Below are 21835 nucleotides of genomic sequence, written 5' to 3'. Positions count from 1 at the left end.
TACCCGGAACACGGCAGTACCGGGTTCCCGGAACACCGGTACTAAAAACCCGCGTCTGACATTCCATGTTTTAGGCCAAACATGTTTTAGGCCAAACAGTCACCTAGACCGTGATGGTGACGGGGTCGGTTGCGAGAAGGACCCGCGGTAGGGATCAGGCGCGCTGCAATGAGGTGACTGTCTATCTAGTCTGAATCGAACCTGAGCGGTTCGCGATGCGCAAAAGGTTAGAGACCTTTCGCTTGAGCGAAGTAGTTTGAGTTCTTGGTCCGAGCGTTGCTTCCTACCGGGTTCCGTCGTCTACGTGATCGACTTTATCGTCGGGGGAGAAACTCAGCCCCAACTCCTTAAAACTCGGTAACACCACGACGCCACGAAAGACCCGTGCAGCCAAATCAGTAAAAGAAGCTCGCACATAGGCGGTCAGCTCTACGAGACCTTCTGCATTGAGGAACTCTAAAAACTCTTTTTCAGTAACTAGCTCTCCACTTTCCCCGGCGAAAGTATATTTTCCTTCTACTTCTGCGAAAAGCTCGCCAAATGGGAAGTCTAAGCGAATTTTTAGTGCTGCCATGGCCAGGTCGGCTGGCAAGTCAGTATGAGGGCCAGGGATAAGCGTCTGAAGCTGTGCTTCCTGTTCCGCTGTCACCTCAACGGGGCTTGCGGAACTATCACTGGCACTTGTCAGGTCACTCTCTTCGGTATCTCCCTGGTCGACAGGCTTTCGCTTCGCGTAGAGTTCGTTGACCTGAACATCATCAAGAGCAAATTTTGCGTTCATGTTGTCCTCGTTTGCCATTGCCTACTAGTTTCCGATTTCGCCACCAAGAGAACTCTGTCCTTGCGAAACTTCTTCTTGGAGACCGTTGTCGTTGAGTAAGACGTTTTGGCGTCTTGAGAGATGCCGCTTTTTGCATCCCTGTCTGAAACCGTGAAACTGATGTCTGCGCCGATAGCTAGCGCGTAGAGCCTCACCATCCGCAACGTGGGGTCGGAATCGTAATGCTCAAATTCTTCAATCTGGGCCGTGCTGGCATGCATGATCTCAGCAATGTCAGAAGCCGAAAGCCCCTTCTCCCTCGCAAGTTCTTGGAGCGAGTCCATGAGGTCCGCGAACTTGGAGTAGAGATCGTCAGAGTGCGCTTTAAAGGACTTGTTGGGTGAAACCCTTACGCCATTTGCCATTTCAGACCTCCATTTTCTTGCTGATCATGTTGCAGTTCAGAAACGTTCCACCGCTGTTCAAAGTGATTTGAATGGTATTCGGCGGCTTTGGAAATTTCTTTGTTTTGCAGCCGTCTAGTCTCCTCATCATTGCCCGGGACGATCTCTTTTTCGTGGACCCAGAGCCCCACACCCCATAGATTAATGTGGCTGAGTGCGTTTTTGGATTGGTAATAGTAAAGACGTACGAACACCAATTCCTGCTCGTACAGGCCGGTTATGGGGTCTTTGTAAGAGACCGTGAGATTATCCCACTTAATCTCGAAAATTGTACCAGCGCCCTGGCCCACGATTTTCCTTACCTCCAGGATGGGCCGCAGCTTCCCCCGTTCTGCTCGTTTAAGCCGTTGCTCAATTTCTGTTGTCAGGTTATCGATCAGAAACTGGTTCAAGTCGTATCTCTCGCCCAACCTGGCGATGATTTTTGCCGCGGCGGATTCGATATGTTTGCCCTGTGTTTCCTCACGCCAAAAGAATGTTGCGGGTCGCCCAACCTCGTAGACACTCTTACTCACAACTTCTCCTGTCATGGGGAATTCTAAGACTCACGCGCTGCTTTATTTTAGGTAAATCTTAGATCTTTAGGGCAGGTAAAGAAATCCAGCCCGCACTCTTGCGAGGCGGGCTGAACGGTTAGTGCTCAGATTGCCGGAGCCGACGTGATTCACACAGTCGGGTAGATCTTGTAGTGTGAGCAATCGAAAAGGCTCTTTGAGTCGGAGATCGGAAGCGGGTCTGTTGGTTTTCACCTTCAGGCCCGCTTTCATTTGTGCTCAGGCCGTGGCGTCGAACTACCGGCAGCTGAGAACCTGGTCCGTAAACGCGCGCGGTGCGCCCTTGCGCTGGAGGTCCGCAACGTCGTAGCACTTGAAACCGTTCACGTTGCCGGCAGGCTGGATACGCGTCCATTGGCCATTGACCTTGTGGAAGGACTCGTTCCAGTCCGTCTGGTTGGCGCCGGCCTTGGCCCACTGACCGTCGCAGTAGCTCACCGTCGTGCCGGTGAAGTTCGGCCAGCCGGGAACGATGGCGTCGAAAGTGGCAGGGGAGCAGTCGCCAGGCGTCGCGGAAGCTTGAGGACGAGGCGTAATACCCGGAACGTTAATCTTTGGCCACTTGGACATATCCAGGCCAGGGATGTTGATCAGGCCTGTTTGCAGCGCGAAGGCCACGCCTGCACTAACAAGAGCGAGGACGCCGATGGTAATGCCGGCGATCTCACCTGCGCTCAGGTCAGAGTCCGAGGAACCGCTAGAAGAGTTGTCTGTCTCGGTATCCGCCGGCGGCGTATCGGCCACCGCCGGGGTGACGGTTACGGGCGCAAGCGTGAGTGCTGCGGCTGCGGTGAGTGCTAACAATGGTTTCTTCATGCTTCTACAATAACGCCAATTAGCGCCAATGACCTCGCGATTTTGCGTTTTGTAAATACGGCGCTACTCTTATGACTCGTTGCTTGAGAGCAACAAAAACAAAATATTCCTCCATAGCTCAGTTGGCAGAGCATTCGACTGTTAATCGAAGGGTCACTGGTTCGAGCCCAGTTGGAGGAGCAACCACCCCGGTCCCCGCAGGGACCGGGGTTTTTCGTTTCGTGGGGTGGCGGGGGGTGTATCGCATTGGGGGTGCTTGCGTTGCTCCGCAGTTCTGACCTTAAAGTGTGGGGGATGTGGAGTTTAAGACGGGTTTATCGCGCAAATCGTTCAATATCCCGTTATGGTTAAGGCGTGTCCGTTAACTTGCTAAGTTTCAGTGTCGGCAACTTTAAGAGCATCCGGGAGATCCAGACGCTTGAATTTGCCGATGGGCCGTTGGATTCCAAGCAGCCGAGGCCAGTGCCGGTCTCTGTCCTGCTCGGAGCCAACGCGTCTGGCAAAAGTAACCTCCTTGAAGCCATGGTGTTCGCGTTTCGGGCAATGAAGCTTTCGGCTACGGCTTGGCTGGATGAGGACCATTACGAATACGATTCCACCATCCCAACCCCGTTCTCCTTGGACCAGGATTCTCAAGGTAAGCCAAGCTTTTTTGAATTCGACTTCGTTGCCAAAGGCAGGCGATACCTTTACGGCTTTACATTTGGCCGCTCAGGGGTTGTTGAAGAGTGGATGTCCTATGTCCCCTCGGTTCGCTGGACCTCTGTGTTTAACCGGACTGCACAGCCGGAAGTTGAATGGGAGTGGAACTCTTCTGCAGTATCTAGAACTCTCCAGCGTGAGATAGAACGTGCAGACGTGCGTGAACTTGCGGTTTCCCACGCGCTCAGAGGCAAACTCGGTCTGATCTATGAATCGGTATCGGCTCTCTTGGACGGAGTGAATTATCTTCCGCTCGGTGATAGTCAGAAAGATCAGCGCTTGAGCCAACTAGCGCGTGCGATGCGTAAAGGGCAAGTGAAGCTTTCTGAAGTCACGCAGATGATGCAGGCTGCTGATACCGGGATTGTTGACGTCAGTATTGATGAGGAGAATTTGTCACCAGCCTTGGCCGAGTTGGCAAAGATTCTTACTCAAAGGCTGGAAGACGTGAGCAAGGATGAAAAGGGAAGCCTGAAAGGCTTCCACATGGCTCACGAGCCTGGCGCGTACATTGATATTTCTGACGCTGAGCTAAAAGCAATCGCTTACCAGCTCATGTTCACTCACCGGGGTGACAACTCGAATCACACGCTGAAAATGGCAGCACAGTCAGATGGCACTTTGACCTGGTTATCGGTTGCCCCGATCATCGTTGATGCTCTGCGGAACGGCCATGTGGTGATTGCGGATGAGCTTGATTCGAGCTTGCACGTCCAGCTGCTAGAGCTGGTGGTAAAGGCCTTTACTGATGAAAGCATCAACGTAAACGGTGCTCAGCTCATTTTCTCTTCCCACGACACGAACCTCCTGGAGCATATGCGTGCGTTAGGTTTGGATACGGACGCGTTTTGGTTTGTAGAGAAGCTGCAGAGCGGTGCATCCGAGGTGTTCCCATTATCTGGTTTTGAGAAGCGGAAGGACGCGAATTACGAGCGTCGTTATCTGGATGGCAGGTATGGTGCGCTTCCTCGGGTGTCACCCGCGCTGATTCGAGGTTTGGTACTTGAGGCTGTGGGCGAAGGGCCGGAGGCGGCTGATGGCTCCTAAGCGCAAATATCCGGCGCGTGGATATCGACCGAAGAAAAGCCGCACCCGAGTTGAACGGAAAACGAAATTCCTGATTGTTACTGAGGGTGTGCTGACGGAACCTCAGTACTTTGAACGGCTGCGCCCCATCGTTGAGCAGCGTTATGGGGTGCAGCTGGTTTCAATGCCCAGAACCGACAAGGGAAACGCCCGCGGAGGTAACTGGAAGTCAGATCCGCTTCATGTGGTCAAAAAATGCGTGGAGAAGCGAGATGAGGAAGCAGCACGCTCACGTAAAAGCAAACGGGATGTACCAGAATTCACGCGATGCTTCGCTGTGGTTGATGTTGACGGCCGTGATGTTGGGAAATCACCGACTGTTTTGCAACAGGCGATTTCGCTCGCTGCTGATGAAGGCATCAGTTTGATCGTAAGTAACCATAAATTCGAAGTTTGGTTGATCTGGCATCATGACAAAGCATCACCGAGCAGCGCTGCGGAGAAGCTGACCCCTCAAGCCACGGAGCTTGGGTTCGTGGAAGGCAAGAACATCTCCACCGAGTTTCCAATTGAGAATTTTTTGAATGCATGTGAGCGAGCGAAGAAAGCTGCACTAGTTTCGCCTGGAAGTGTCGGCCCTAACCCATCGACTGCCATGCCGAGCTTGTTTGATGCGATTATGCAAGCGCAGAAAAACGCCAACTGATTGCTACTCAGGATCCAGTAGACCGCATCAGTACACTTACCTGCGTGAATCAACGTCGTGACCTCATGTGGCAAACACTGATCGGGTTCGTCGGGTTCTTCGCGCTGCTCGCGCTGATCCAGGCGGTGATCAACCTGTTTTCGCCGAACCCCGCGATCTGGCCCGGCCTGCTCGCGGGTGCGTTTGTGTTGGCTACGTGGTGGTTGGTGCGTCGTTGGCAGGATGCGAGGCGAGGAGGCAACAATGCTGAATAAACTTCTTGGAAACTGGCCGGTAGACAACGTTTCTGCAGCGCTTGTGCATGCTAACGGCCACGTGGAGACCCTCGGCGACCAAGACCGCACCTACCCACTGGCCAGCGTGACCAAACTTCTCGCGGCGTACGGATTCCTGATGGCCGTGGAGGAAGAGGCATTCCTCTTAGACAGTCCCTGTGGTCCGGAAGGCTCCACCGTCCGCCGCCTGCTGGCGCATGCCTCCGGGGTCGGCTTTGACACGCGTGAGCCGCAGAAGCCGGTTGGTGAGCGCCGCATTTACTCCTCCGCCGGCTTCGAGATCCTCGCAGACTACCTGGAGGAAACCACCGGCATCCCGTTTCCTGAGTATCTGCGCGAAGGGGTCTTTGCGCCGTTGGGGATGACGGATGCGGTGTTGGGGGGCAGTGCTGGGCATGGGGCGGTGGCGTCGGTAAGCAGCCTGGCCCTGTTCGCCCAAGAACTGCTGAACCCGCAACTGCTCAGCCCGGAAACCCTGCGTGAGGCAACCACCAACCAGTTCGGTGACCTGCGCGGCGTGGTGCCGGGCTACGGCATGCAGAAGCCGTGCCCGTGGGGCCTCGGGTTTGAGCTGAAGGGGGAGAAGGCCCCGCACTGGACTGGCGACGGCATGCCGCCCACCACCTTCGGCCACTTCGGCATGAGCGGCACCTACCTGTGGGTGGCGGATGGCTACGCCATGGTGGCGCTGACGGATCGCGAGTTTGGAAACTGGGCGAAACCCCTCTGGCAGGAAACCAACACCGCGATCTGGCGCGAACTGCACTAGCTTTGATTCGGCTACGAGAACGCTTAGTGAAAGGTAAGCTTGCTGCGTGACTAGACCATCTAAACCGTCTCGGCTGCTCGCTCTCTTTAGCAGCCCGGTCACCATTGCGCTGGTCAATACTAGTGGCGGTGTCGCACTTAGCTTTGCTTTAGCCCTCGCATTTGCTGTATCTCCGGCGTTTTCTGTGCTTCCGTCGTTGCCGTGGGGGATTCTTCTCGCGGTGATAGCGGTATTGTTGTTGGTTTTTGTAAATCGCCTTTCATCACGCGCGCGTCTTATTAAAGAAGCTGATGCAAAACAACAGCTGGACGTAGAGCTACAGGTTCGGGAGAACAGCCAGTTCATTTTGTCGAGTTTGGCTTCGGCTTTTGAAAATCAAGGTGAGGCGCAACCTTCTTCGAGAATTGGTGTGGCGTGGGACCCGATCATGGGACTATGCAGAATTCTGTTCCCGGTTCAGGTTCGAGCACAAGTGTTCGTGGTTGATCAAGACTCGGATGGGCGCTATTTCTTTACTGCGATGCCACACGGGATGGGGATTCATCGCCGCGAAGTATCGTCCCAAAGAATCTTGATGAGAATTCAGAGACTTGGAAAAGGCTACGTGACGGCGACATTATTTACTGTGCAGACACCGCAGGTGATGAGCCATATGGGTGCTACATGAGTCGCGGAATCATTTCAAAAACAGGCAAGCTCTATGGTTTCTTTGCAATTGACGCTGTGGATCCTGGGTCACTAGACCTTGAGCGTGATCGCAAAAGTCTTGCTTACTTGTCCACTTTGCTACTCCTTGTAATGGTTGCGGATCCTTCCGTTACAAAAAGTGTGCCGTTGTTCGTCCCGAAGCGTGGCGGACAGCTAGAATCAGAGCCACCGACTGAAACTGAGGAAGGAGAGGATACAAAATGACCCCTGCAACCCCTATGTCATCTGTGACACCGGTTAATGAGTTCAACGAGAACGTTCGTTTGATGGAGCAGGATTTTGAGTCGTACGCTGACAAGTTCCTCAAAAAGCCTCGTCTGCAGGACTACCTGCCGCGGCATTCGTTCCTCGATGTATGGATGGATAAGATTTTTGGCGTAGCCTAGCGCCAGATGCTTTACCTGTTTCTCGCGCTGCTGGTCGGCGCGCTCATCCCCGTCCAGACCGCGGCGAACGCGCGGCTTCGCCTAGCCGTGAACAACCGGCCGATTGTCTCCGCGCTGATCTCGTTTACGGTGGCACTCACCCTCGCCGCACTGGCCACGCTCATCCTGCAGGGTCACGTTGTGCCCCATTTCTTATCGACGCCACCACCGTGGGCCTACCTCTCCGGCCTCTTCGGGGCCACGTTTGTCATTGGCAACATTTTGCTGTTTCCCAAACTCGGCGCAGTCCAAACCGTGGTGCTGCCGATTTTGGGCCAGGTGATCATGGGCCTGGCCATCGACCATTTCGGGCTCTTCCGCGGCCGCCAAGTGGACGTGTCTGTGTTCCGGCTTGGCGGCGCGCTGGTTGTGCTGCTGGGCATTGCCGTGGTGTTGCGTGTGCTTCCGTTGAAGCGCGGCACAGCCCCCGCCGCGATTAGCGAAGACCCGGATCTCGGCGCCAGCGTGTGGGTTTACCGACTACTCGGCGTAGCCATCGGCGTGGGCAGCGCAATGCAGGCTGCCATCAATGGCTACGTAGGTACACTTGCGGGCTCGCCCCTGTTTGCCAGCGAGATCAACCTGCTGGTGGGCGCGGTCATCCTCCTAGTCGCCGTGTTGTGCACCAGCCCGCGGCAACTTGTCACGCCACTGAAACCCGCGCCGTGGTGGATGTGGCTCGGTGGTGTTGTCGGAGCGATCTTTGTCATCGGCGGCGCGGGACTGGCCCCGATCCTGGGTACTGCGACCACGGTCATCGCTTTCAACGCGGGCACGATCGCCAGCGGTCAGTTGATGGAATCAGTTGGCGCCTTCGGCGCGCGCCGGGTGCCCATGGACGGAGTACGACTTGTCGGCCTTGCGATTATCTTCGCCGGCGTGCTGATGGTGCGGATGCTCTAGCTTTGAGCCGCGACCTGTGCTTTTGTCGTTATCGTCTAGCGCTCCGAGTTCACTGCTAGACGACAACGCAAAATCTGCCAAATGTCCCTACATTCGACGTGGGGAAATGGAGGACAGTTTTCAATGTCGTCTAGCAGGGTTTTGCTGCCTGCTAGACGACTTTTCGTCGAGCTCGGGGCTCGGTCCCGGGCCGGGGCCATACCTGAGGCCGTCCCTGGCAAATACCTGGCAGTGAATGCAACTATTCCCGGTTTGGCAACATGCTGCCGCATTTCCGAAAAGGACCCCCAGAGGTTCCGACGGCACACGGACTCGTGTACGCGGTGGGTGTTGGCGGCAGGGCAGTGGGGTCTCGGCGGCAGGCTGGTGGCGAAGTAGGGGTTGGGCTGGTGGCAAGGCGGAAGACCAGGGGTGGGTGAAGCTGAAGTTGAGGTTCAGTAAACGGGGGCGTCAAGCTGTGGTTGAGGGTTGCTGGCGGGGCGGGTGTGACGCAATATCAGCACAGAGAAGCAACACGTTTGTAGAGCTTGTAGAGGCCGTTGGGGAAGACGAACCTCTCGTCTCGCGCTAAAACCACGCACCGAACAGGTGTGGGTGCATACGCCAGACAGGTGCGGAAGCACGCACCGTAGCTGGTGCAGTTGCCGGTGGTTTGGCGCGCACGGAAATGAATGAAGCAAATGGAAGGTCCCCAACCATGACAACCACACTTGTGGCGCCCCATGAGGCACGGCCGAAGAACACCCAGGAAGCACGGCCGAAGAACACCCCGACGCACGCTCTGTCTCACGCTACGATTCGCCCGGAGGCGGAAAGTTCCGTGGAAGAGCGCGTTACGAAAGGGCAGCCCCCTGTGCTGGAGTACGTGTTTGAGGTGGAGGGGATGGGGAGGGGGGAGCGTTGGGGCGTCGAGAAGCAAATGCTCCTGTTGCCTGAAGGGGAACCTGGCGAGGTGTGGTTCACGCGCTGGCGGCGCGCGCCCGACGGGACCTACTCCTGCCGCGAGCGAATCGTGGGAACTGCCGAGGAAATCGAGGCCTTTGCGGCGGGTGTGGAGGCGTTGGCCGAGCGTGGGAACTTCGTAGCGAGAGTGACGCAGCGCACGTACGCTTGGGCGTATGTCTAAAGAGTATCGAGTACAAAATCCCGCAAACAACAAGGTTGAGGAGACCTTCGGCTACATCACGGACGCCGAGTTAGAAGAAGTGGTGGACACCGCCGTGAGCGCTTTCAGGCAGTGGCGTGAGCTGTCCTACGAGGATCGGGCACCGCTGTTGAAGAAGGCGGCGTCGCTGTTTGATGAGCGCAGGGGTGAGCTGGCGAAGATCATCGCAACGGAGATGGGCAAGTCCGTCAAGGAAGGCGACGGCGAGATTAATGACGTTGTAGAGATCTTCAACTACTACGCCGACCACGGTGCCGAGTTCGGTGCGGACCAGGAGATCCCCACCGACAAGGGCGGCACCGCCGTCATGCGCAAGGTGCCGCTGGGCGTGATCCTGGGCATCATGCCGTGGAACTTCCCGTACTACCAGGTAGCGCGCTTTGCGGCGCCGGCGATCATGGCCGGCAACGTGGTGATTGTGAAGCACGCCGAGATCTGCCCGCGCTCCGGCCAGATCATCCAGGACATCTTGGAAGAAGCCGGCCTGCCCAAGGGCGTGTTTACCAACGTGTACGCAAACCACGACCAGGTGGCGGGCCTGATTGCAAGCAAGCACATCGCAGGCGTTTCGCTGACCGGTTCTGAGCGCGCCGGGCGCATCATCGGCGCGCAGGCTGGCGAGCACTTGAAGAAGTGCGTGTTGGAGCTCGGCGGCACGGATGCCTACGTGGTGCTAGACGCAGCTGACCCGGCCGAGGCCGCGCTGACGGCGTGGAAGAAGCGCATCTCCAACGTTGGCCAGGCCTGCACCTCCAACAAGCGCATGATTGTTATGGACGATATTTACGACGACTTCGTGGCAGAGCTGGTGCGTTTGGTCGGCGAGTACGTCAAGGGTGACCCGCTGAACCCAGGTGCGGCGGGGAAGCGTGAGTACTACCCGCTTTCGTCTCGCGACGCAGCCGAGACGCTAGTTGAGCAGGTGGGCAAGGCCGTCGACGCTGGCGCAAACCTGCACGTTGGCGGCACCATCGACGGCGAGGGCGCTTACTTCGCCCCAGCCGTGATCACGGATATCCCGGTGGGCTCAGACATCTACTACGAGGAGTTCTTCGGCCCCGTCGCTGCCGTGTACAAGGTGTCTTCTGAAGAGGAGGCCATCGAGGTGGCGAACGACTCCAACTACGGCCTGGGTGGCGCCGTGATGTCGCAGGATGAGGAGCGTGCGAAGAAGGTTGCCGCCAAGATTGATACCGGCATGATCCACGTGAACATCCCGCAGGCCCGAGGCGCCGAGCTGCCGTTTGGTGGCGTGAAGAACTCTGGCCTGGGCCGCGAGCTTGGCCCAGTGGGTATGGACGAGTTTGTGAACTACCAGCGCTTCTTCGTGGCGGATTAGTTGGCGGGGGTAGGGCAGCCTTACCCCCTGTTGCCGGACAGTCAGGTTAGGCTAAGCTAACCCATGGAAGCGGAGTTGGTAGCCCACTTCCAAGCGGAATCAGATTCTCCGTTTCAACTGATTCGGCGGTTAATAAAACAGCGGAAATCCCGCGGTCACCTCCTTCCCAGGTGGCCGCGGGATTTTTCGTTTGCGTGAGGCAGGAGCGGGTTCTGAGTCCCCTCGAGGTCTCATCGTCAACCGAACAACTGTAGACACCGAGAAGCTGGCTCGCATCCCTAGGCCTTAATTCACGTGGCTTCCGGCTGGTAAGGCGTTTGTTTTTCTGCTTCGCTCCGGATTTGCTCTAGTTTTGCATGCAATTCGGGTGTTCCTGCTGAAATGAGGCGCTGGAGCATTCCCCTGTTTTTGAGGTCCCTGCGTTCGCGTTGGGACTCTCTGCGTTGTTCGATTTCCCAGAATCGAGTGGTGTTGATGAGTTGTTCAGGAAAACACTTAGAATCCTTAGAGGCAAGGTTTGACCAAATGATGGAGTTTAATGTGGGCTCGGATAGCCTGAACACATCACGTCCCAAGTCGACTGCCCAGGAGAATTCGGAACTCTCCGCAAAGTGGTAATCGGTAAGTCTCCCTAGAAGCGCGCATGTCCAGTCCGCCATTTGGACAGTGTTATATAGGTGGCTTTCAGTTTGGAGGGGGACTTCGATTACGCTGCGATTCTCTTTGTTATTCCGCGAATAGATCGTGGCTGCGAGTGTGGCTACGGCACGCTCCCGGTTGTCTGTGTCGGTGGCATCCATTATGACCATGAGACGCTCTCCTTTATCGGAGGCTAGTTCCTGACTTAGGCCATGGGTGGGTGAGCAACGTCACTCTTGACACTGCTACCTGGTGGTTTTCTTTGTCAGGGTGAGAATTTTCCGCACTAAGTGGGTAGTGGCGGGGGTGATCAGTAGTCTGATTTTTGTGAGTCCTTATATCCGCACCGTCACTACCGCCTCTGGGGCAACAGCGGTGCAGGTCGTGTTCTCTGAACGCAAAGGCACCAAACAGATGAAGCATGTCGGCTCCGCACATTCGGAGTCTGAGCTTGCGCTGTTACGTGCTGAAGCTCAACGTATCGTTGATGGTGACCAACTCGCGTTGGATTTCGGCGAAGTTGATCACACTCCATCTGCAACGGGCAGTGTGGATAATCCGCTACCGGTAGTCGCTCAGCGTGCTGGTTACTTGCTGGACTGTATTGATTGGTGTTTCGATCAGTTAGGCCTTGCTGCTGCCACCGGTGATGATCCGGTGTTTCGCGATCTTGTGCGTGCCCGCATTATTCGCCCCGGTTCAAAGCTCGATTCCATCGAAACGCTTGCTGAGGTTGGAGTCACTAGCGCAAGTTATCGCACTATCCAAAGGCGTCTTCCCTTCTTCGCGAGCGAATCGTTTGGGGAGATCCTGTCCCAGGCGTTGGCGCATCATGCCGGGATTGGGCCGGGCGCATTCATTTTGTACGACGTGACCACACTGTATTTCGAAACAGATACCCCTGATCAGCTTCGTAAACCCGGGTTTTCCAAGGAACGTCGCGTCGAGCCGCAAATCCTTGTGGGGTTGCTTACCGATGATCGTGGGTTTCCTTTGCATGTTGGGGCGTTTGCTGGCAACAGCGCAGAAACACACACGATGCTGCCGATGATTACACGGTTCCAAGATGCCTACCAGCTTGATGAGGTCACCGTGGTCGCAGATGCGGGAATGTTCTCCGCGGCGAATAAACAAGCACTGATCGATGCGGGTTTGCATTACATCCTGTCTGTGAAAACTCCAACAGTGCCCGAAGTAATCGACACCTGGCGCCGCAAGCACCCAGACACTGCATACACCCACGGCCAGATCTGGACACAACGTTCGGCAAGTGATGGCCGCAAACACGCCACCGCGAACTCGGTGACGCATTACCAGTACTCCCACGATCGGGCTAGGCGCAGCCTACGAGGTATTGAAGAACAAATCATAAAAGCCAAACGCGCCGTCGCCGGCGAGACTGCCATCAAACGTAACCGCTACATTGACCTTTCTGCCCCGAACAAGAAAGTCAACTACGCACTGGCTGCCAAGCACCGTGCGTTAGCGGGAATCAAAGGCTACGAAACCGACTTGATGACGCTTCCCGCCGAGGAAGTCATCGGACATTACCGCAGGTTGTTTAATATTGAGAAGTCGTTTCGGATGTCGAAATCAGACTTAAAAGCCCGCCCGATCTACGCGCGGAAACAAGACTCGATTACCGCACACCTCAATATTGTGATGGCCGCGCTAGCAGTTGCGCATCTCATAGAAACCCGCAGTGGACAATCCATCAAACGCTTCGTGAGAACACTCAAGCAATACCGCAGCTTTCAACTCGACGTTGGCGGCGAAACCGTCCACGCCGCAGTACCACTGCCACCCGAACTCACCGCCACCATCCAAGCAATCACCGGCTACGAACTTCCGCACTAAATTGGCCTAAGTCAGGATCCACGTGAACATCCCGCAGGCCCGAGGCGCCGAGCTGCCGTTTGGTGGCGTGAAGAACTCTGGCCTGGGCCGCGAGCTTGGCCCAGTGGGTATGGACGAGTTTGTGAACTACCAGCGCTTCTTCGTGGCGGATTAGTTGGCGGGGGTAGGGCAGCCTTACCCCCTGTTGCCGGACAGTCAGGTTAGGCTAAGCTAACCCATGGAAGCGGAGTTGGTAGCCCACTTCCAAGCGGAATCAGATTCTCCGTTTCAACTGATTCGGCGGTTAATAAAACAGCGGAAATCCCGCGGTCACCTCCTTCCCAGGTGGCCGCGGGATTTTTCGTTTGCGTGAGGCAGGAGCGGGTTCTGAGTCCCCTCGAGGTCTCATCGTCAACCGAACAACTGTAGACACCGAGAAGCTGGCTCGCATCCCTAGGCCTTAATTCACGTGGCTTCCGGCTGGTAAGGCGTTTGTTTTTCTGCTTCGCTCCGGATTTGCTCTAGTTTTGCATGCAATTCGGGTGTTCCTGCTGAAATGAGGCGCTGGAGCATTCCCCTGTTTTTGAGGTCCCTGCGTTCGCGTTGGGACTCTCTGCGTTGTTCGATTTCCCAGAATCGAGTGGTGTTGATGAGTTGTTCAGGAAAACACTTAGAATCCTTAGAGGCAAGGTTTGACCAAATGATGGAGTTTAATGTGGGCTCGGATAGCCTGAACACATCACGTCCCAAGTCGACTGCCCAGGAGAATTCGGAACTCTCCGCAAAGTGGTAATCGGTAAGTCTCCCTAGAAGCGCGCATGTCCAGTCCGCCATTTGGACAGTGTTATATAGGTGGCTTTCAGTTTGGAGGGGGACTTCGATTACGCTGCGATTCTCTTTGTTATTCCGCGAATAGATCGTGGCTGCGAGTGTGGCTACGGCACGCTCCCGGTTGTCTGTGTCGGTGGCATCCATTATGACCATGAGACGCTCTCCTTTATCGGAGGCTAGTTTTCCAAGCCGATTAATAGCTTGGATGAGACAGTGGTTTTCACGATCTTGAGAGGTTTCTTTTGTCTCGCTTACCGGCCCAATGGGTTTCTGCTGACCGTAGAAGAATATTTGGCCATTGAGCTCTCCAAGTTTGCGGTAGATGCGACTGAGAGCTGGAAAAATCTCATCACTGTACTGACTGATGTTCGCAGTCGTCAGGAGAGCCGAACCTTTCTTTTCCCACCGATCGGCGGGAATGTCGGAGTGTTCAATTTCCCAGGCAAGCAGCTTTTCTTTTACGTATTTGAAGTATCCGCCCATACGTCTGACATCGTCTGCTGGCAAGAGGAAACCGGCAAAGCCAAAACACGGGTGAGTGTTGTATTTGCGATGGTCGTGACGAATGTAGGGGCCTTGGTGTCCGAACTCATCGAGGTAGGCGATAAGCATGTACTTTCCTTTGAAAAGCTCAGCGGCCAAACCACAAGAAGTGATCCGGCCGCCGGAATTAGCGCGGTACGTGTGTTTCAACGCCGCCACTGTGGTCAAAAGTATAGGGGGAATGGGTAACTCCGGCAACTTTAGAAGTAGAGGATAAGAAGGAGGGAACCTGTATGCGCAGTCTCCAGTGTGGAAAGCTAGCGGGCATGAACGCAGGCATGAACGCAGGCATGAACGCTGGCATGGAAACGCATCGCACCCCGCACGGGGACATCCGCTACTGGGTATCGCGCGCTGCAGGAGAAAGCGCCCCCTGGCTGGTGTTTCTGCCAGGCATGCTCACGGATCACCGGCTCTTCGGCGCGCAGCTTGCCCACTTCGCAGGCAAGGCCAACACGTTTGTGTGGGATGGGCCGGCGCATGGGATGTCGCGTCCATACGAACTCAGCGCGATCAGCGTGGACCGCATCGCCCGCGAACTCATCGCAATTTTGTCCGCCGAGAACATCACGCGCCCGGTGCTGGTCGGTCAGTCCTTCGGCGGCGTCGTCGCCCAGCGCGTCATGCAACTCGAACCAGCGCTGGCCAGCGGCTTCATCGGCATCGGCACCATGCCACTCACCCGCGAATACTGGAACCCGCTACTCATCGCGGGCCTCAAGCACGTGGGCCCGCTCCTCCACTTGCGCACCTGGGACAAGATTCTTGACGACGCCCCACGCGAAACCTCCCACACCCCCAAAGCCCAAGAACTCACGCGCACGATGCTCAAGGAATACACCAAGAGCGAATACGTGGCGCTTGCGGATGTGACGTTTAAGGCGGTGGCGAGGGGCGTCGGTAAGCAAAAGCCCTGGGAGCTACCCTGTCCGGCAGCACTGGTGGTGGGGGAGTTTGATCGGACCGGCGGGATTGGGGAGATGGGCAAGCGCTGGGCGGCGGACGAGGGCCTGGCGCTGCACGTGATTCCGGAGGCTGCGCACAACACTAACGCCGACAACCCGGCGGCCGTCAACGCGGTGATCGAGCAGTTTATCCAGCGCTAGCGTGCTGCTCGATGTAGCCGGCTAGGTCTTCGAGCGTCTCGCACTGCGCGTAGGCCTCTTCGGTGATGCGAACGCCAAAGCGGTCCTCAATACGCACGGCCAGCTCGATCATGTCAAGGGAGGTCAGCTCCGAGTCGCGAAGCGCAGCGGCGGGGTCCGGGGTGATGTCGAAGTGGTCCTGAATAAGCAGCGAAAGCTCTGAAAGCATGCCTTACATAATAGGGTGGATGCCATGTTAAACCCCGACAGAACAGGTGTGGTTGGCCGCGTGCGCTACTACGACATCGGGCCTGATGCGGGTCCGACGATCCTGTACGTCCACGGGTTTAACATCGCCTCCGAATCGTTCGCGCTGGTAGTGGACCGCCTGCGGCCGCTGGGTGTGCGGCAGGTACTGGTAGACCTTCGCGGCCACGGCGCTTCCGGTCCGTGCCCGCCGGAGCTTTTGAACATTGACGACGCTGCCGATGACTTCATCAACGTCCTCACCCACCTGCAGGTGACGGGGCCGGTGATTGTGGTGGGGCATTCGTTGGGCGGGCCGGTGTCGTTGTCGCTGATGCGCAGGCATCCGGACGCCTTCCATTGGGCGGGTAGCGTGCAGATCTCCTCGGCGGTGGAGCCGTTTACCGTCCACGGCCTGCCGCAGATGCTGGCTGGTCCTTTGGGACGGCTTTTGGAATACGTTGTGCGCTTTACCCCGCACTTTGCCGAAGGCATGCGTCGCGGAATCACGCGCACGATTGCGCCGGTGCTGGCGATGGGGTTCTACTTCAGGCCGGTGCCGCTAAGCGTGATTCGTCTGCACGCAGACATGATCCAAAACACCCCGCTGAGCACCTACCGCGGCTTCTTTGACGATCTGTTGACGCACTCCGAAGTCGGCGCGGCTGAGGTGCTGGAAGGTATGCCGGGCTACATCCTGGTGGGAGATAGGGACCGCGTCACCCCCGTATCGCAGTCCTTCAGGTTGGCGGCAATGTGGCCATCTGCGTACCTGCAGGTACTGCCCGGCTCAGGCCACATGCCGCCGCTCGATGCGCCGGGCGCGGTGGCCGCGGCGATCGAGCGACTACTGGATGTGGTTGCTACTCAGCCGCGTTCTCCGGGCCGGTCTCCTCGCCCTTCTGGTCCGGCTTAGCCGCGGTCGGATCATCAATCTTGAAGTCCTTCGCAGCCTGCGCTGCCACGGACATGTCGATCTTGTCCTCATTAGCCAGACCCATCAGCGCCGCGACAACCATGGACTCAGCGTCAATGTTGAAGAAGCGACGTGCAGCCTCACGGGTATCGGAGAAGCCAAAGCCGTCCGCACCCAGCACAATGTACTGGCCCGGTACGTACGGGCGGATCTGCTCCTGCAGGTCCGTAGCAAAATCGCTCGTAGCAATGTACGGGCCCTCAGTCTGCTTGAGCTTCTCGGTGACAAACGGCGTACCAACGTCCTCACCCGGGTTAAGCAGCTGCTCCTTAGCCAGACGTGCACCGTCGCGAGCACACTCAACCCACGAGGTCACCGAGTAGATTGCAGCGCCGACGTCGAACTTGTCCTGCAGGATCTCCTGCGCCTTCAGCGCAGCCTGCATGCCAACACCGGACGCCAGCAGGGAGACGCGGTGCTCCTTGGAGGTATCGCCAGCGTCGTAAAGGTAGATGCCCTTGTGCAGACCCTCAACATCCAGGTTCTCCGGACGAGCCGGCTGGTGAGTCGGCTGGTTGTACACGGTGATGTAGTACATGACATCCTCACCCGGGTTCGAGCCATACATGCGCTCAATACCCTTGGAGATGATGTACGGCATCTCATACGCAAACGCCGGGTCATACACAACCATCGCCGGGTTCGTGGACGCCAGAATCGGGGAGTGGCCATCCATGTGCTGCAGACCCTCACCAAACAGCGTGGTGCGGCCAGCAGTTGCGCCAATGATGAAACCGCGACCCATCTGGTCACCGGCAGCCCAGAAGTTATCGCCCGTGCGCTGGAAACCAAACATGGAGTAGAAGATGTACATCGGGATCATCGGCTCACCATGGGTGGCATAGGACGTAGCCGCTGCGATAAACGACGCCGACGAGCCGTCCTCATTAATGCCCTCATGCAGAATCTGGCCATCCGTTGCCTCACGGTAGGACAGCTGCAGATCATGATCCACCGGCACGTAGTTCTGACCGTTCGGGTTGTAGATCTTCTGGGTTGGGAACCAAGAGTCCAAACCGAAGGTACGCGCCTCATCCGGGATGATCGGCACCACGCGGCGACCAATCTCCTTATCACGCATCAACGCCTTAAACGTACGCACCAACGCCATGGTGGACGCAACCTGCTGCGAGCCAGAGTCCTTGAACATGGCCTTAAAGGACTTCTCAAAGTCCGGCAGCTCAAGCGGGGTGAACTTCTCACGACGCTCCGGCAGGTACCCACCCAGCTCCTTGCGGCGCTCCTGCAGGTACTTGATCTCATCCGCGTCCTGGCCCGGGTGGTAGTACGGCGGCAGGTACGGATCCTTCTCCAGCTCCTCATCAGAGATCGGAATGCCCTGCTTATCGCGGAACAGCTTCAGATCATCCAACGTCAGCTTCTTCATCTGGTGCGTAGCATTACGGCCCTCAAAGTTGTGACCCAGGCCGTAGCCCTTCACCGTGTGCGCAAGAATCACCGTCGGCTTGCCCTTGGTCTCCAGCGCCTTCTTGTAAGCGGCGTAGACCTTGCGGTAATCGTGGCCGCCGCGGCGCAGCGCCCAGATCTCCTCATCGCTCAGATCCTCAACCAGCTTCAGCGTGCGCGGGTCACGGCCAAAGAAGTGCTCACGCACATACGCGCCGTCATTGGCCTTAAACGTTTGGTAATCACCATCCGGGGTGGTGTTCATGATGTGAACAAGGGCACCCTCAGTGTCCTTCTCCAAAAGCTCATCCCACTCACGGCCCCACACAACCTTGATCACGTTCCAGCCAGCACCCACAAAGAAGCTCTCCAGCTCCTGGATGATCTGGCCGTTGCCACGCACCGGACCATCAAGACGCTGCAGGTTGCAGTTGATCACAAAGGTCAAGTTGTCCAAGCCATACAGCGACGCCATCTGGAGGAGGCCGCGGGATTCGGGCTCGTCCATCTCACCGTCGCCAAGAAAAGCCCACACATGCTGCTTGTCCGTGTCCTTGATGCCACGATCCTGCAGGTACTTGTTAAAACGAGCCTGGTAAATCGCATTCATCGGGCCAAGACCCATGGACACCGTCGGGAACTCCCAGAAATCCGGCATGCCATGCGGGTGCGGATACGACGGCAAACCGCCCTGCTCACGCGAATGCTCCTGACGGAAACCGTCCAGATCATCCTCCGTCAGACGACCCTCCATAAACGCACGGGCATACACACCCGGCGACGCGTGACCCTGGAAGAAAATGTGGTCACCGCCCTGCTCCGCATCCTTGCCACGGAAGAAGTGGTTGAAACCAACCTCATACAGCGCAGCCGCAGACGCGTAACTGGAAATGTGGCCACCCACCTGGATGCCCGGACGCTGTGCACGGTGCACCATCACCGCAGCATTCCAACGAATCCAACGACGGTAACGCTTCTCAATCTCCTCATCACCCGGGAACTCCGGCTCCAACTTCGTCGGAATCGTGTTCACCAAGTCCGTCGACGACAACGCCGGCAACGGCACACGGCGTGCATTCGCGCGCTCAATCAAGCGCAACATGAGGTAACGGGCGCGCTCCGGATCAGAAGCCTCCAGAAGACCATCGAGGGAATCCATCCACTCCTGCGTCTCTTCCGGATCGGAATCATGGAGGTAGGACGCAACACCGTCCCGAAGCAGGGGGATATTAGTGTCATGCTGGTTGCCGTAAACGTCAGTGTTTTCCACCTTCTCGGCATTAGCAGCGTGATCAGCGTTCTCAGCCACGTGCACTCCTCTTCGTGTTGTAGGTAACGTTCTCCGGCCAAGTCTAGAGTGTTTCAGTCACATCCGACTACGCGTGGGGTGGCGTTAGGGCGGCTGCGTGCTGGATTGTTGGCGGTCGCGGGGGCGCGGCGGGGGCGTGACGGGGGCCTGGCGGGGGTGAAAAGTCATACCTTGTACCAAAGGCTAAAGGTGGAGGGCGGCGCTAAGCTGTATGGGAAGCAAACATTCAAAATAAGGAGGACGCCCACCTTGGTAGCCACCGGGGGAGACAATTACGCCGCACGCCTAGGAGTAATCAAAGGCCAGGTTGTGCAGGAGCTTGGCTGGGATGAAGACGCAGACTCTTCCATCTCCGAAGCGCTCGAAGACGCCATTGGTGAGGCACTGCTCGATGAAGACTCCATCGACCTTTGCGACACGATTTTGCTGTGGCACCGCGCCGAGGACGGGGATCTCGTAGACACCCTGGTAGACGCCATTCGCAATCTTGCCGACGGCGGGCGCATCTGGCTCATGACCCCCGGCGCAGGCAAGCCCGGCGTCATCCCAGCTGGCGAAATCTCCGAATCCGCCCAGCTCGCCGGATTGGCGCAGACCAAGGCGGACCGTTTTGGCCAGTGGCAGGGTTCCCTGTTGACCTCGCCGCACAGCCGCAAGTAGGCGGTTGCTGGGGCGCGTCCGTGGTTGGGGCGGACGCGCCCCAGCTTCGCCCTGCGCGGGCCGGCGGGGGCGTTTGGCGGCGCCCGGCGCGGCGCCTTTTCCGCGTTTGCAGCTACCTACACCCGGCTACCAAGCGAAAAAATGGCAGGTAGCTGCATGTAGGTAGCTGCATTTGGTGTGGCGGGGCGGTCGGACCGTTTGCGGGTTAAGCGACAAAATGTGTGCTTTTTTGGATATGGATTCCCGGGCCTGCCTGGGCCTACGGCGGGAGAGTGCTCGTTGAATCGGGATTCCCGACCATAGACCGGAAGGTCCACCACTTCAGGCGTTGGATGTGCTACGACAGCAAGCTGTTAAACCAGCTGCATGCCAACTCAACACAGGAAGAGAAAACACAACAGGCCCCTATGCCCGGCATGCGAGCACACCGCCACGAAAATGGGCACCACCTCCAGCGGAAAACAGCGATGGCGCTGTACACACTGCGGGCACACCTTCACCAACCCGAACACGGCTAAGACCAGCGCATATCGGTTTGCCATCTTCATCGACTGGATCACCGGCCAGCGTCCCCTCGACGCTGTGGCTGCTGCACACAACGTCTCCAGGCGCACATTGATCCGCTGGTTCACCTACTTCTGGTTCATCATCGTCCCATGCAAACCAGACCCGTACCGCGTCTACGACCAGCTGTTTATTGACGGCACCTACTTCCACAAAAAATGCCTGCTTGTCGCTGCAACCAGCGAACACGTCGTTGCCTGGCACTGGTGCACACGAGAAACCGCCTACGACTACGCCAAACTCTTCGACCTGATCGCCGAACCCCTAGTCGTGACCACAGACGGCTCCGGTGGCGCAAACAAGGCCATCAAACAATGCTGGCCAAACGCCTCCATCCAACGCTGCCTCGTCCACGTACGCCGCGACACCATCAAAGACACCACACGCCAACCAACAATCACCGCGCACAAAGCACTCCTTCGCCTCGGCAACCAGCTAACCCACATCACCACCCGTGACCAGGCAATTACCTGGGTACTTCGCCTCAACCGCTTCCATGACCTCTACGGTGACTGGCTCAAAGACCGCACCTACCGCAACCAAGTCGCCCCAGAAGAGATCCCAAAACGCATCCGCGACAACCAGCAATGGTGGTACACCCACCCCAGAGCCCGCAGAGCCTACCGCCGGTTCGAGCGTCTCTACCAACAAGGCCACCTCTTCGTCTGGCTCAACCCACCACACCGCACCACAACCGAGCTGAAGACCACCACAAACAGCCTGGAAGGCGGCGTGAACGCACAGCTGAAACACCTTGCCCGAGCCCACCGCGGCGCATTTGACGAACATCAACGAATCATCATGGACTGGTGGCTCTACCTGCACACCCAACACCACGATGACCCGCTGGCGCTAGCAATCGAGCAAGACTTCGGCCGCAAAGGCTACGCACACGCCCGCCAGGCACACATGCGTGAACGCGACCAAGCCAACTCACCCGACGGCCGGCCGAAAGTCTACGACACCGGCATCGACACCGACTTCAACCCCTCCTGGGCCATCCGACACGGCTGGGCAGGACGCTCATAACCCCAGCACAGCACCCCGGGCCCGGCCCATTCCAACCCCCGAAAAGCACACATTTTGTCACTTAAATCGACACGCCGAGAAAAGCACACATTTTGTCG

At 57.2% G+C, this 21835-nt stretch carries 23 protein-coding genes, 1 tRNA gene and 1 pseudogene; 17 read left to right on the top strand and 8 right to left on the bottom strand.

Annotated elements, in window-relative coordinates; translation table 11 throughout:
• Positions 1-55 precede the first annotated feature (55 nt).
• Positions 56-151 (top strand): excalibur calcium-binding domain-containing protein, encoded by a 96-nt coding sequence (locus I6I71_RS12280; RefSeq protein WP_101735243.1) that lies wholly within the window; start codon positions 56-58, stop codon positions 149-151.
• Positions 152-283: 132 nt separating this feature from the next.
• On the opposite strand, the gene I6I71_RS11695 is transcribed toward I6I71_RS12280, so the two are convergent.
• The 4 genes from I6I71_RS11695 to I6I71_RS11680 all read right to left on the bottom strand — a co-directional run bounded on the left by I6I71_RS11695 (position 284) and on the right by I6I71_RS11680 (position 2594).
• Positions 284-799, bottom strand: a complete 516-nt coding sequence (locus tag I6I71_RS11695; RefSeq protein WP_201821262.1) for a hypothetical protein — start codon at positions 797-799, stop codon at positions 284-286.
• Positions 778-1185 carry a helix-turn-helix domain-containing protein gene (locus tag I6I71_RS11690; RefSeq protein ID WP_201821260.1) on the bottom strand — a complete coding sequence of 136 codons (408 nt, stop codon included), beginning with the start codon at positions 1183-1185 and terminating at the stop codon, positions 778-780. The genes I6I71_RS11695 and I6I71_RS11690 overlap by 22 nt, the downstream gene beginning before the upstream one ends.
• Complete coding sequence (locus I6I71_RS11685) at positions 1170-1754, bottom strand: hypothetical protein (protein ID WP_201821258.1); 585 nt, start codon at positions 1752-1754, stop codon at positions 1170-1172. Before I6I71_RS11685 ends, I6I71_RS11690 begins: the two co-directional genes overlap by 16 nt.
• Before the next feature lie 261 nt (positions 1755-2015).
• The gene (locus I6I71_RS11680) at positions 2016-2594 is read right to left on the bottom strand and encodes a hypothetical protein (RefSeq protein ID WP_201821256.1); all 579 of its coding nucleotides are present in this window, start codon (positions 2592-2594) and stop codon (positions 2016-2018) included.
• Positions 2595-2701: 107 nt separating this feature from the next.
• Here I6I71_RS11680 and I6I71_RS11675 point away from each other — a divergent pair.
• From I6I71_RS11675 to I6I71_RS11630, 10 genes are all read left to right on the top strand, one after another.
• Positions 2702-2774, top strand: a tRNA-Asn gene (locus I6I71_RS11675).
• 174 nt (positions 2775-2948) lie between these two features.
• Complete coding sequence (locus I6I71_RS11670; protein WP_201821254.1) at positions 2949-4343, top strand: AAA family ATPase; 1395 nt, start codon at positions 2949-2951, stop codon at positions 4341-4343.
• A complete protein-coding gene (locus tag I6I71_RS11665) occupies positions 4333-5028 on the top strand; it encodes an RloB family protein (RefSeq protein WP_083278871.1) in 696 nt (231 codons plus the stop codon). Before I6I71_RS11670 ends, I6I71_RS11665 begins: the two co-directional genes overlap by 11 nt.
• Before the next feature lie 44 nt (positions 5029-5072).
• A complete protein-coding gene (locus I6I71_RS11660) occupies positions 5073-5282 on the top strand; it encodes a hypothetical protein (protein WP_371327067.1) in 210 nt (69 codons plus the stop codon).
• Positions 5272-6072, top strand: a complete 801-nt coding sequence (locus tag I6I71_RS11655; RefSeq protein ID WP_201821252.1) for a serine hydrolase domain-containing protein — start codon at positions 5272-5274, stop codon at positions 6070-6072. Before I6I71_RS11660 ends, I6I71_RS11655 begins: the two co-directional genes overlap by 11 nt.
• A 46-nt stretch (positions 6073-6118) precedes the next feature.
• A complete protein-coding gene (locus tag I6I71_RS11650) occupies positions 6119-6739 on the top strand; it encodes a hypothetical protein (protein ID WP_201821250.1) in 621 nt (206 codons plus the stop codon).
• A 241-nt stretch (positions 6740-6980) separates the two neighbouring features.
• Positions 6981-7166, top strand: coding sequence for a hypothetical protein (locus tag I6I71_RS11645; RefSeq protein WP_052203486.1), 186 nt, complete (start codon positions 6981-6983; stop codon positions 7164-7166).
• 6 nt (positions 7167-7172) lie between these two features.
• On the top strand, positions 7173-8108 hold the full coding sequence (locus I6I71_RS11640; RefSeq protein WP_201821248.1) for a DMT family transporter: 936 nt from the start codon (positions 7173-7175) through the stop codon (positions 8106-8108).
• Positions 8109-8961: 853 nt separating this feature from the next.
• A complete protein-coding gene (locus I6I71_RS11635; RefSeq protein WP_201821246.1) occupies positions 8962-9234 on the top strand; it encodes a hypothetical protein in 273 nt (90 codons plus the stop codon).
• On the top strand, positions 9227-10612 hold the full coding sequence (locus I6I71_RS11630) for an NAD-dependent succinate-semialdehyde dehydrogenase (protein WP_201821244.1): 1386 nt from the start codon (positions 9227-9229) through the stop codon (positions 10610-10612). The genes I6I71_RS11635 and I6I71_RS11630 overlap by 8 nt, the downstream gene beginning before the upstream one ends.
• 290 nt (positions 10613-10902) lie before the next feature.
• Here I6I71_RS11630 and I6I71_RS11625 read toward each other — a convergent pair whose 3' ends face one another.
• On the bottom strand, positions 10903-11412 hold the full coding sequence (locus I6I71_RS11625) for a hypothetical protein (protein WP_201821242.1): 510 nt from the start codon (positions 11410-11412) through the stop codon (positions 10903-10905).
• 166 nt (positions 11413-11578) lie between these two features.
• On the opposite strand from I6I71_RS11625, the gene I6I71_RS11620 reads away from it, so the two are divergent.
• The gene (locus I6I71_RS11620) at positions 11579-13108 is read left to right on the top strand and encodes an IS1634 family transposase (RefSeq protein ID WP_425545159.1); all 1530 of its coding nucleotides are present in this window, start codon (positions 11579-11581) and stop codon (positions 13106-13108) included.
• A gap of 19 nt (positions 13109-13127) precedes the next feature.
• Positions 13128-13262, top strand: a pseudogene (locus I6I71_RS11615) (aldehyde dehydrogenase family protein); the annotation flags it as partial.
• A gap of 290 nt (positions 13263-13552) precedes the next feature.
• Here the strand turns inward: I6I71_RS11615 and I6I71_RS11610 are convergent.
• A complete protein-coding gene (locus I6I71_RS11610) occupies positions 13553-14620 on the bottom strand; it encodes a DUF3800 domain-containing protein (protein ID WP_201821240.1) in 1068 nt (355 codons plus the stop codon).
• A 107-nt stretch (positions 14621-14727) separates the two neighbouring features.
• On the opposite strand from I6I71_RS11610, the gene I6I71_RS11605 reads away from it, so the two are divergent.
• Positions 14728-15567, top strand: coding sequence for an alpha/beta fold hydrolase (locus tag I6I71_RS11605; protein ID WP_201821239.1), 840 nt, complete (start codon positions 14728-14730; stop codon positions 15565-15567).
• Here I6I71_RS11605 and I6I71_RS11600 read toward each other — a convergent pair.
• Positions 15554-15775 (bottom strand): acyl carrier protein, encoded by a 222-nt coding sequence (locus I6I71_RS11600; RefSeq protein WP_052203495.1) that lies wholly within the window; start codon positions 15773-15775, stop codon positions 15554-15556. The two genes, I6I71_RS11605 and I6I71_RS11600, sit on opposite strands and share 14 nt — an antisense overlap.
• 24 nt (positions 15776-15799) lie before the next feature.
• On the opposite strand from I6I71_RS11600, the gene I6I71_RS11595 reads away from it, so the two are divergent.
• Positions 15800-16708: an alpha/beta fold hydrolase gene (locus I6I71_RS11595; protein WP_201821237.1), complete on the top strand. Its 909-nt coding sequence runs from the start codon at positions 15800-15802 to the stop codon at positions 16706-16708.
• Here I6I71_RS11595 and aceE read toward each other — a convergent pair.
• The gene (gene aceE, locus I6I71_RS11590; protein WP_201823712.1) at positions 16656-19445 is read right to left on the bottom strand and encodes a pyruvate dehydrogenase (acetyl-transferring), homodimeric type; all 2790 of its coding nucleotides are present in this window, start codon (positions 19443-19445) and stop codon (positions 16656-16658) included. The genes I6I71_RS11595 and aceE overlap by 53 nt on opposite strands.
• A 288-nt stretch (positions 19446-19733) precedes the next feature.
• Between aceE and I6I71_RS11585 the strand changes: the two genes are divergently transcribed.
• On the top strand, positions 19734-20144 hold the full coding sequence (locus I6I71_RS11585; protein ID WP_201821235.1) for a DUF3052 domain-containing protein: 411 nt from the start codon (positions 19734-19736) through the stop codon (positions 20142-20144).
• 366 nt (positions 20145-20510) lie between these two features.
• Entirely contained in the window at positions 20511-21737 is a 1227-nt protein-coding gene (locus tag I6I71_RS11580; RefSeq protein WP_269090332.1) for an IS1249 family transposase, read from the top strand.
• The last annotated feature ends 98 nt before the right edge of the window (positions 21738-21835 follow it).

Source organism: Corynebacterium riegelii (assembly GCF_016728505.1).
In the GTDB taxonomy this organism is placed as follows: Bacteria; Actinomycetota; Actinomycetes; order Mycobacteriales; family Mycobacteriaceae; genus Corynebacterium; species Corynebacterium riegelii.
The sequence above is the reverse complement of the archived record's forward strand: the minus strand, read 5'-3'. Positions and strand labels throughout refer to the sequence as shown.

Excerpts from the sequence above, each read along its gene's own strand:
- I6I71_RS11695 (WP_201821262.1), bottom strand. The coding sequence starts at position 799 with ATGGCAAACGAGGACAACATGAACGCAAAATTTGCTCTTGATGATGTT.
- I6I71_RS11690 (WP_201821260.1), bottom strand. The coding sequence starts at position 1,185 with ATGGCAAATGGCGTAAGGGTTTCACCCAACAAGTCCTTTAAAGCGCAC.
- I6I71_RS11685 (WP_201821258.1), bottom strand. The coding sequence starts at position 1,754 with ATGACAGGAGAAGTTGTGAGTAAGAGTGTCTACGAGGTTGGGCGACCC.
- I6I71_RS11680 (WP_201821256.1), bottom strand. The coding sequence starts at position 2,594 with ATGAAGAAACCATTGTTAGCACTCACCGCAGCCGCAGCACTCACGCTT.
- I6I71_RS11665 (WP_083278871.1), top strand. The coding sequence starts at position 4,333 with ATGGCTCCTAAGCGCAAATATCCGGCGCGTGGATATCGACCGAAGAAA.
- I6I71_RS11655 (WP_201821252.1), top strand. The coding sequence starts at position 5,272 with ATGCTGAATAAACTTCTTGGAAACTGGCCGGTAGACAACGTTTCTGCA.
- I6I71_RS11645 (WP_052203486.1), top strand. The coding sequence starts at position 6,981 with ATGACCCCTGCAACCCCTATGTCATCTGTGACACCGGTTAATGAGTTC.
- I6I71_RS11640 (WP_201821248.1), top strand. The coding sequence starts at position 7,173 with ATGCTTTACCTGTTTCTCGCGCTGCTGGTCGGCGCGCTCATCCCCGTC.
- I6I71_RS11630 (WP_201821244.1), top strand. The coding sequence starts at position 9,227 with ATGTCTAAAGAGTATCGAGTACAAAATCCCGCAAACAACAAGGTTGAG.
- I6I71_RS11625 (WP_201821242.1), bottom strand. The coding sequence starts at position 11,412 with ATGGATGCCACCGACACAGACAACCGGGAGCGTGCCGTAGCCACACTC.
- I6I71_RS11605 (WP_201821239.1), top strand. The coding sequence starts at position 14,728 with ATGAACGCAGGCATGAACGCAGGCATGAACGCTGGCATGGAAACGCAT.
- I6I71_RS11600 (WP_052203495.1), bottom strand. The coding sequence starts at position 15,775 with ATGCTTTCAGAGCTTTCGCTGCTTATTCAGGACCACTTCGACATCACC.
- I6I71_RS11595 (WP_201821237.1), top strand. The coding sequence starts at position 15,800 with ATGTTAAACCCCGACAGAACAGGTGTGGTTGGCCGCGTGCGCTACTAC.
- I6I71_RS11580 (WP_269090332.1), top strand. The coding sequence starts at position 20,511 with ATGCCAACTCAACACAGGAAGAGAAAACACAACAGGCCCCTATGCCCG.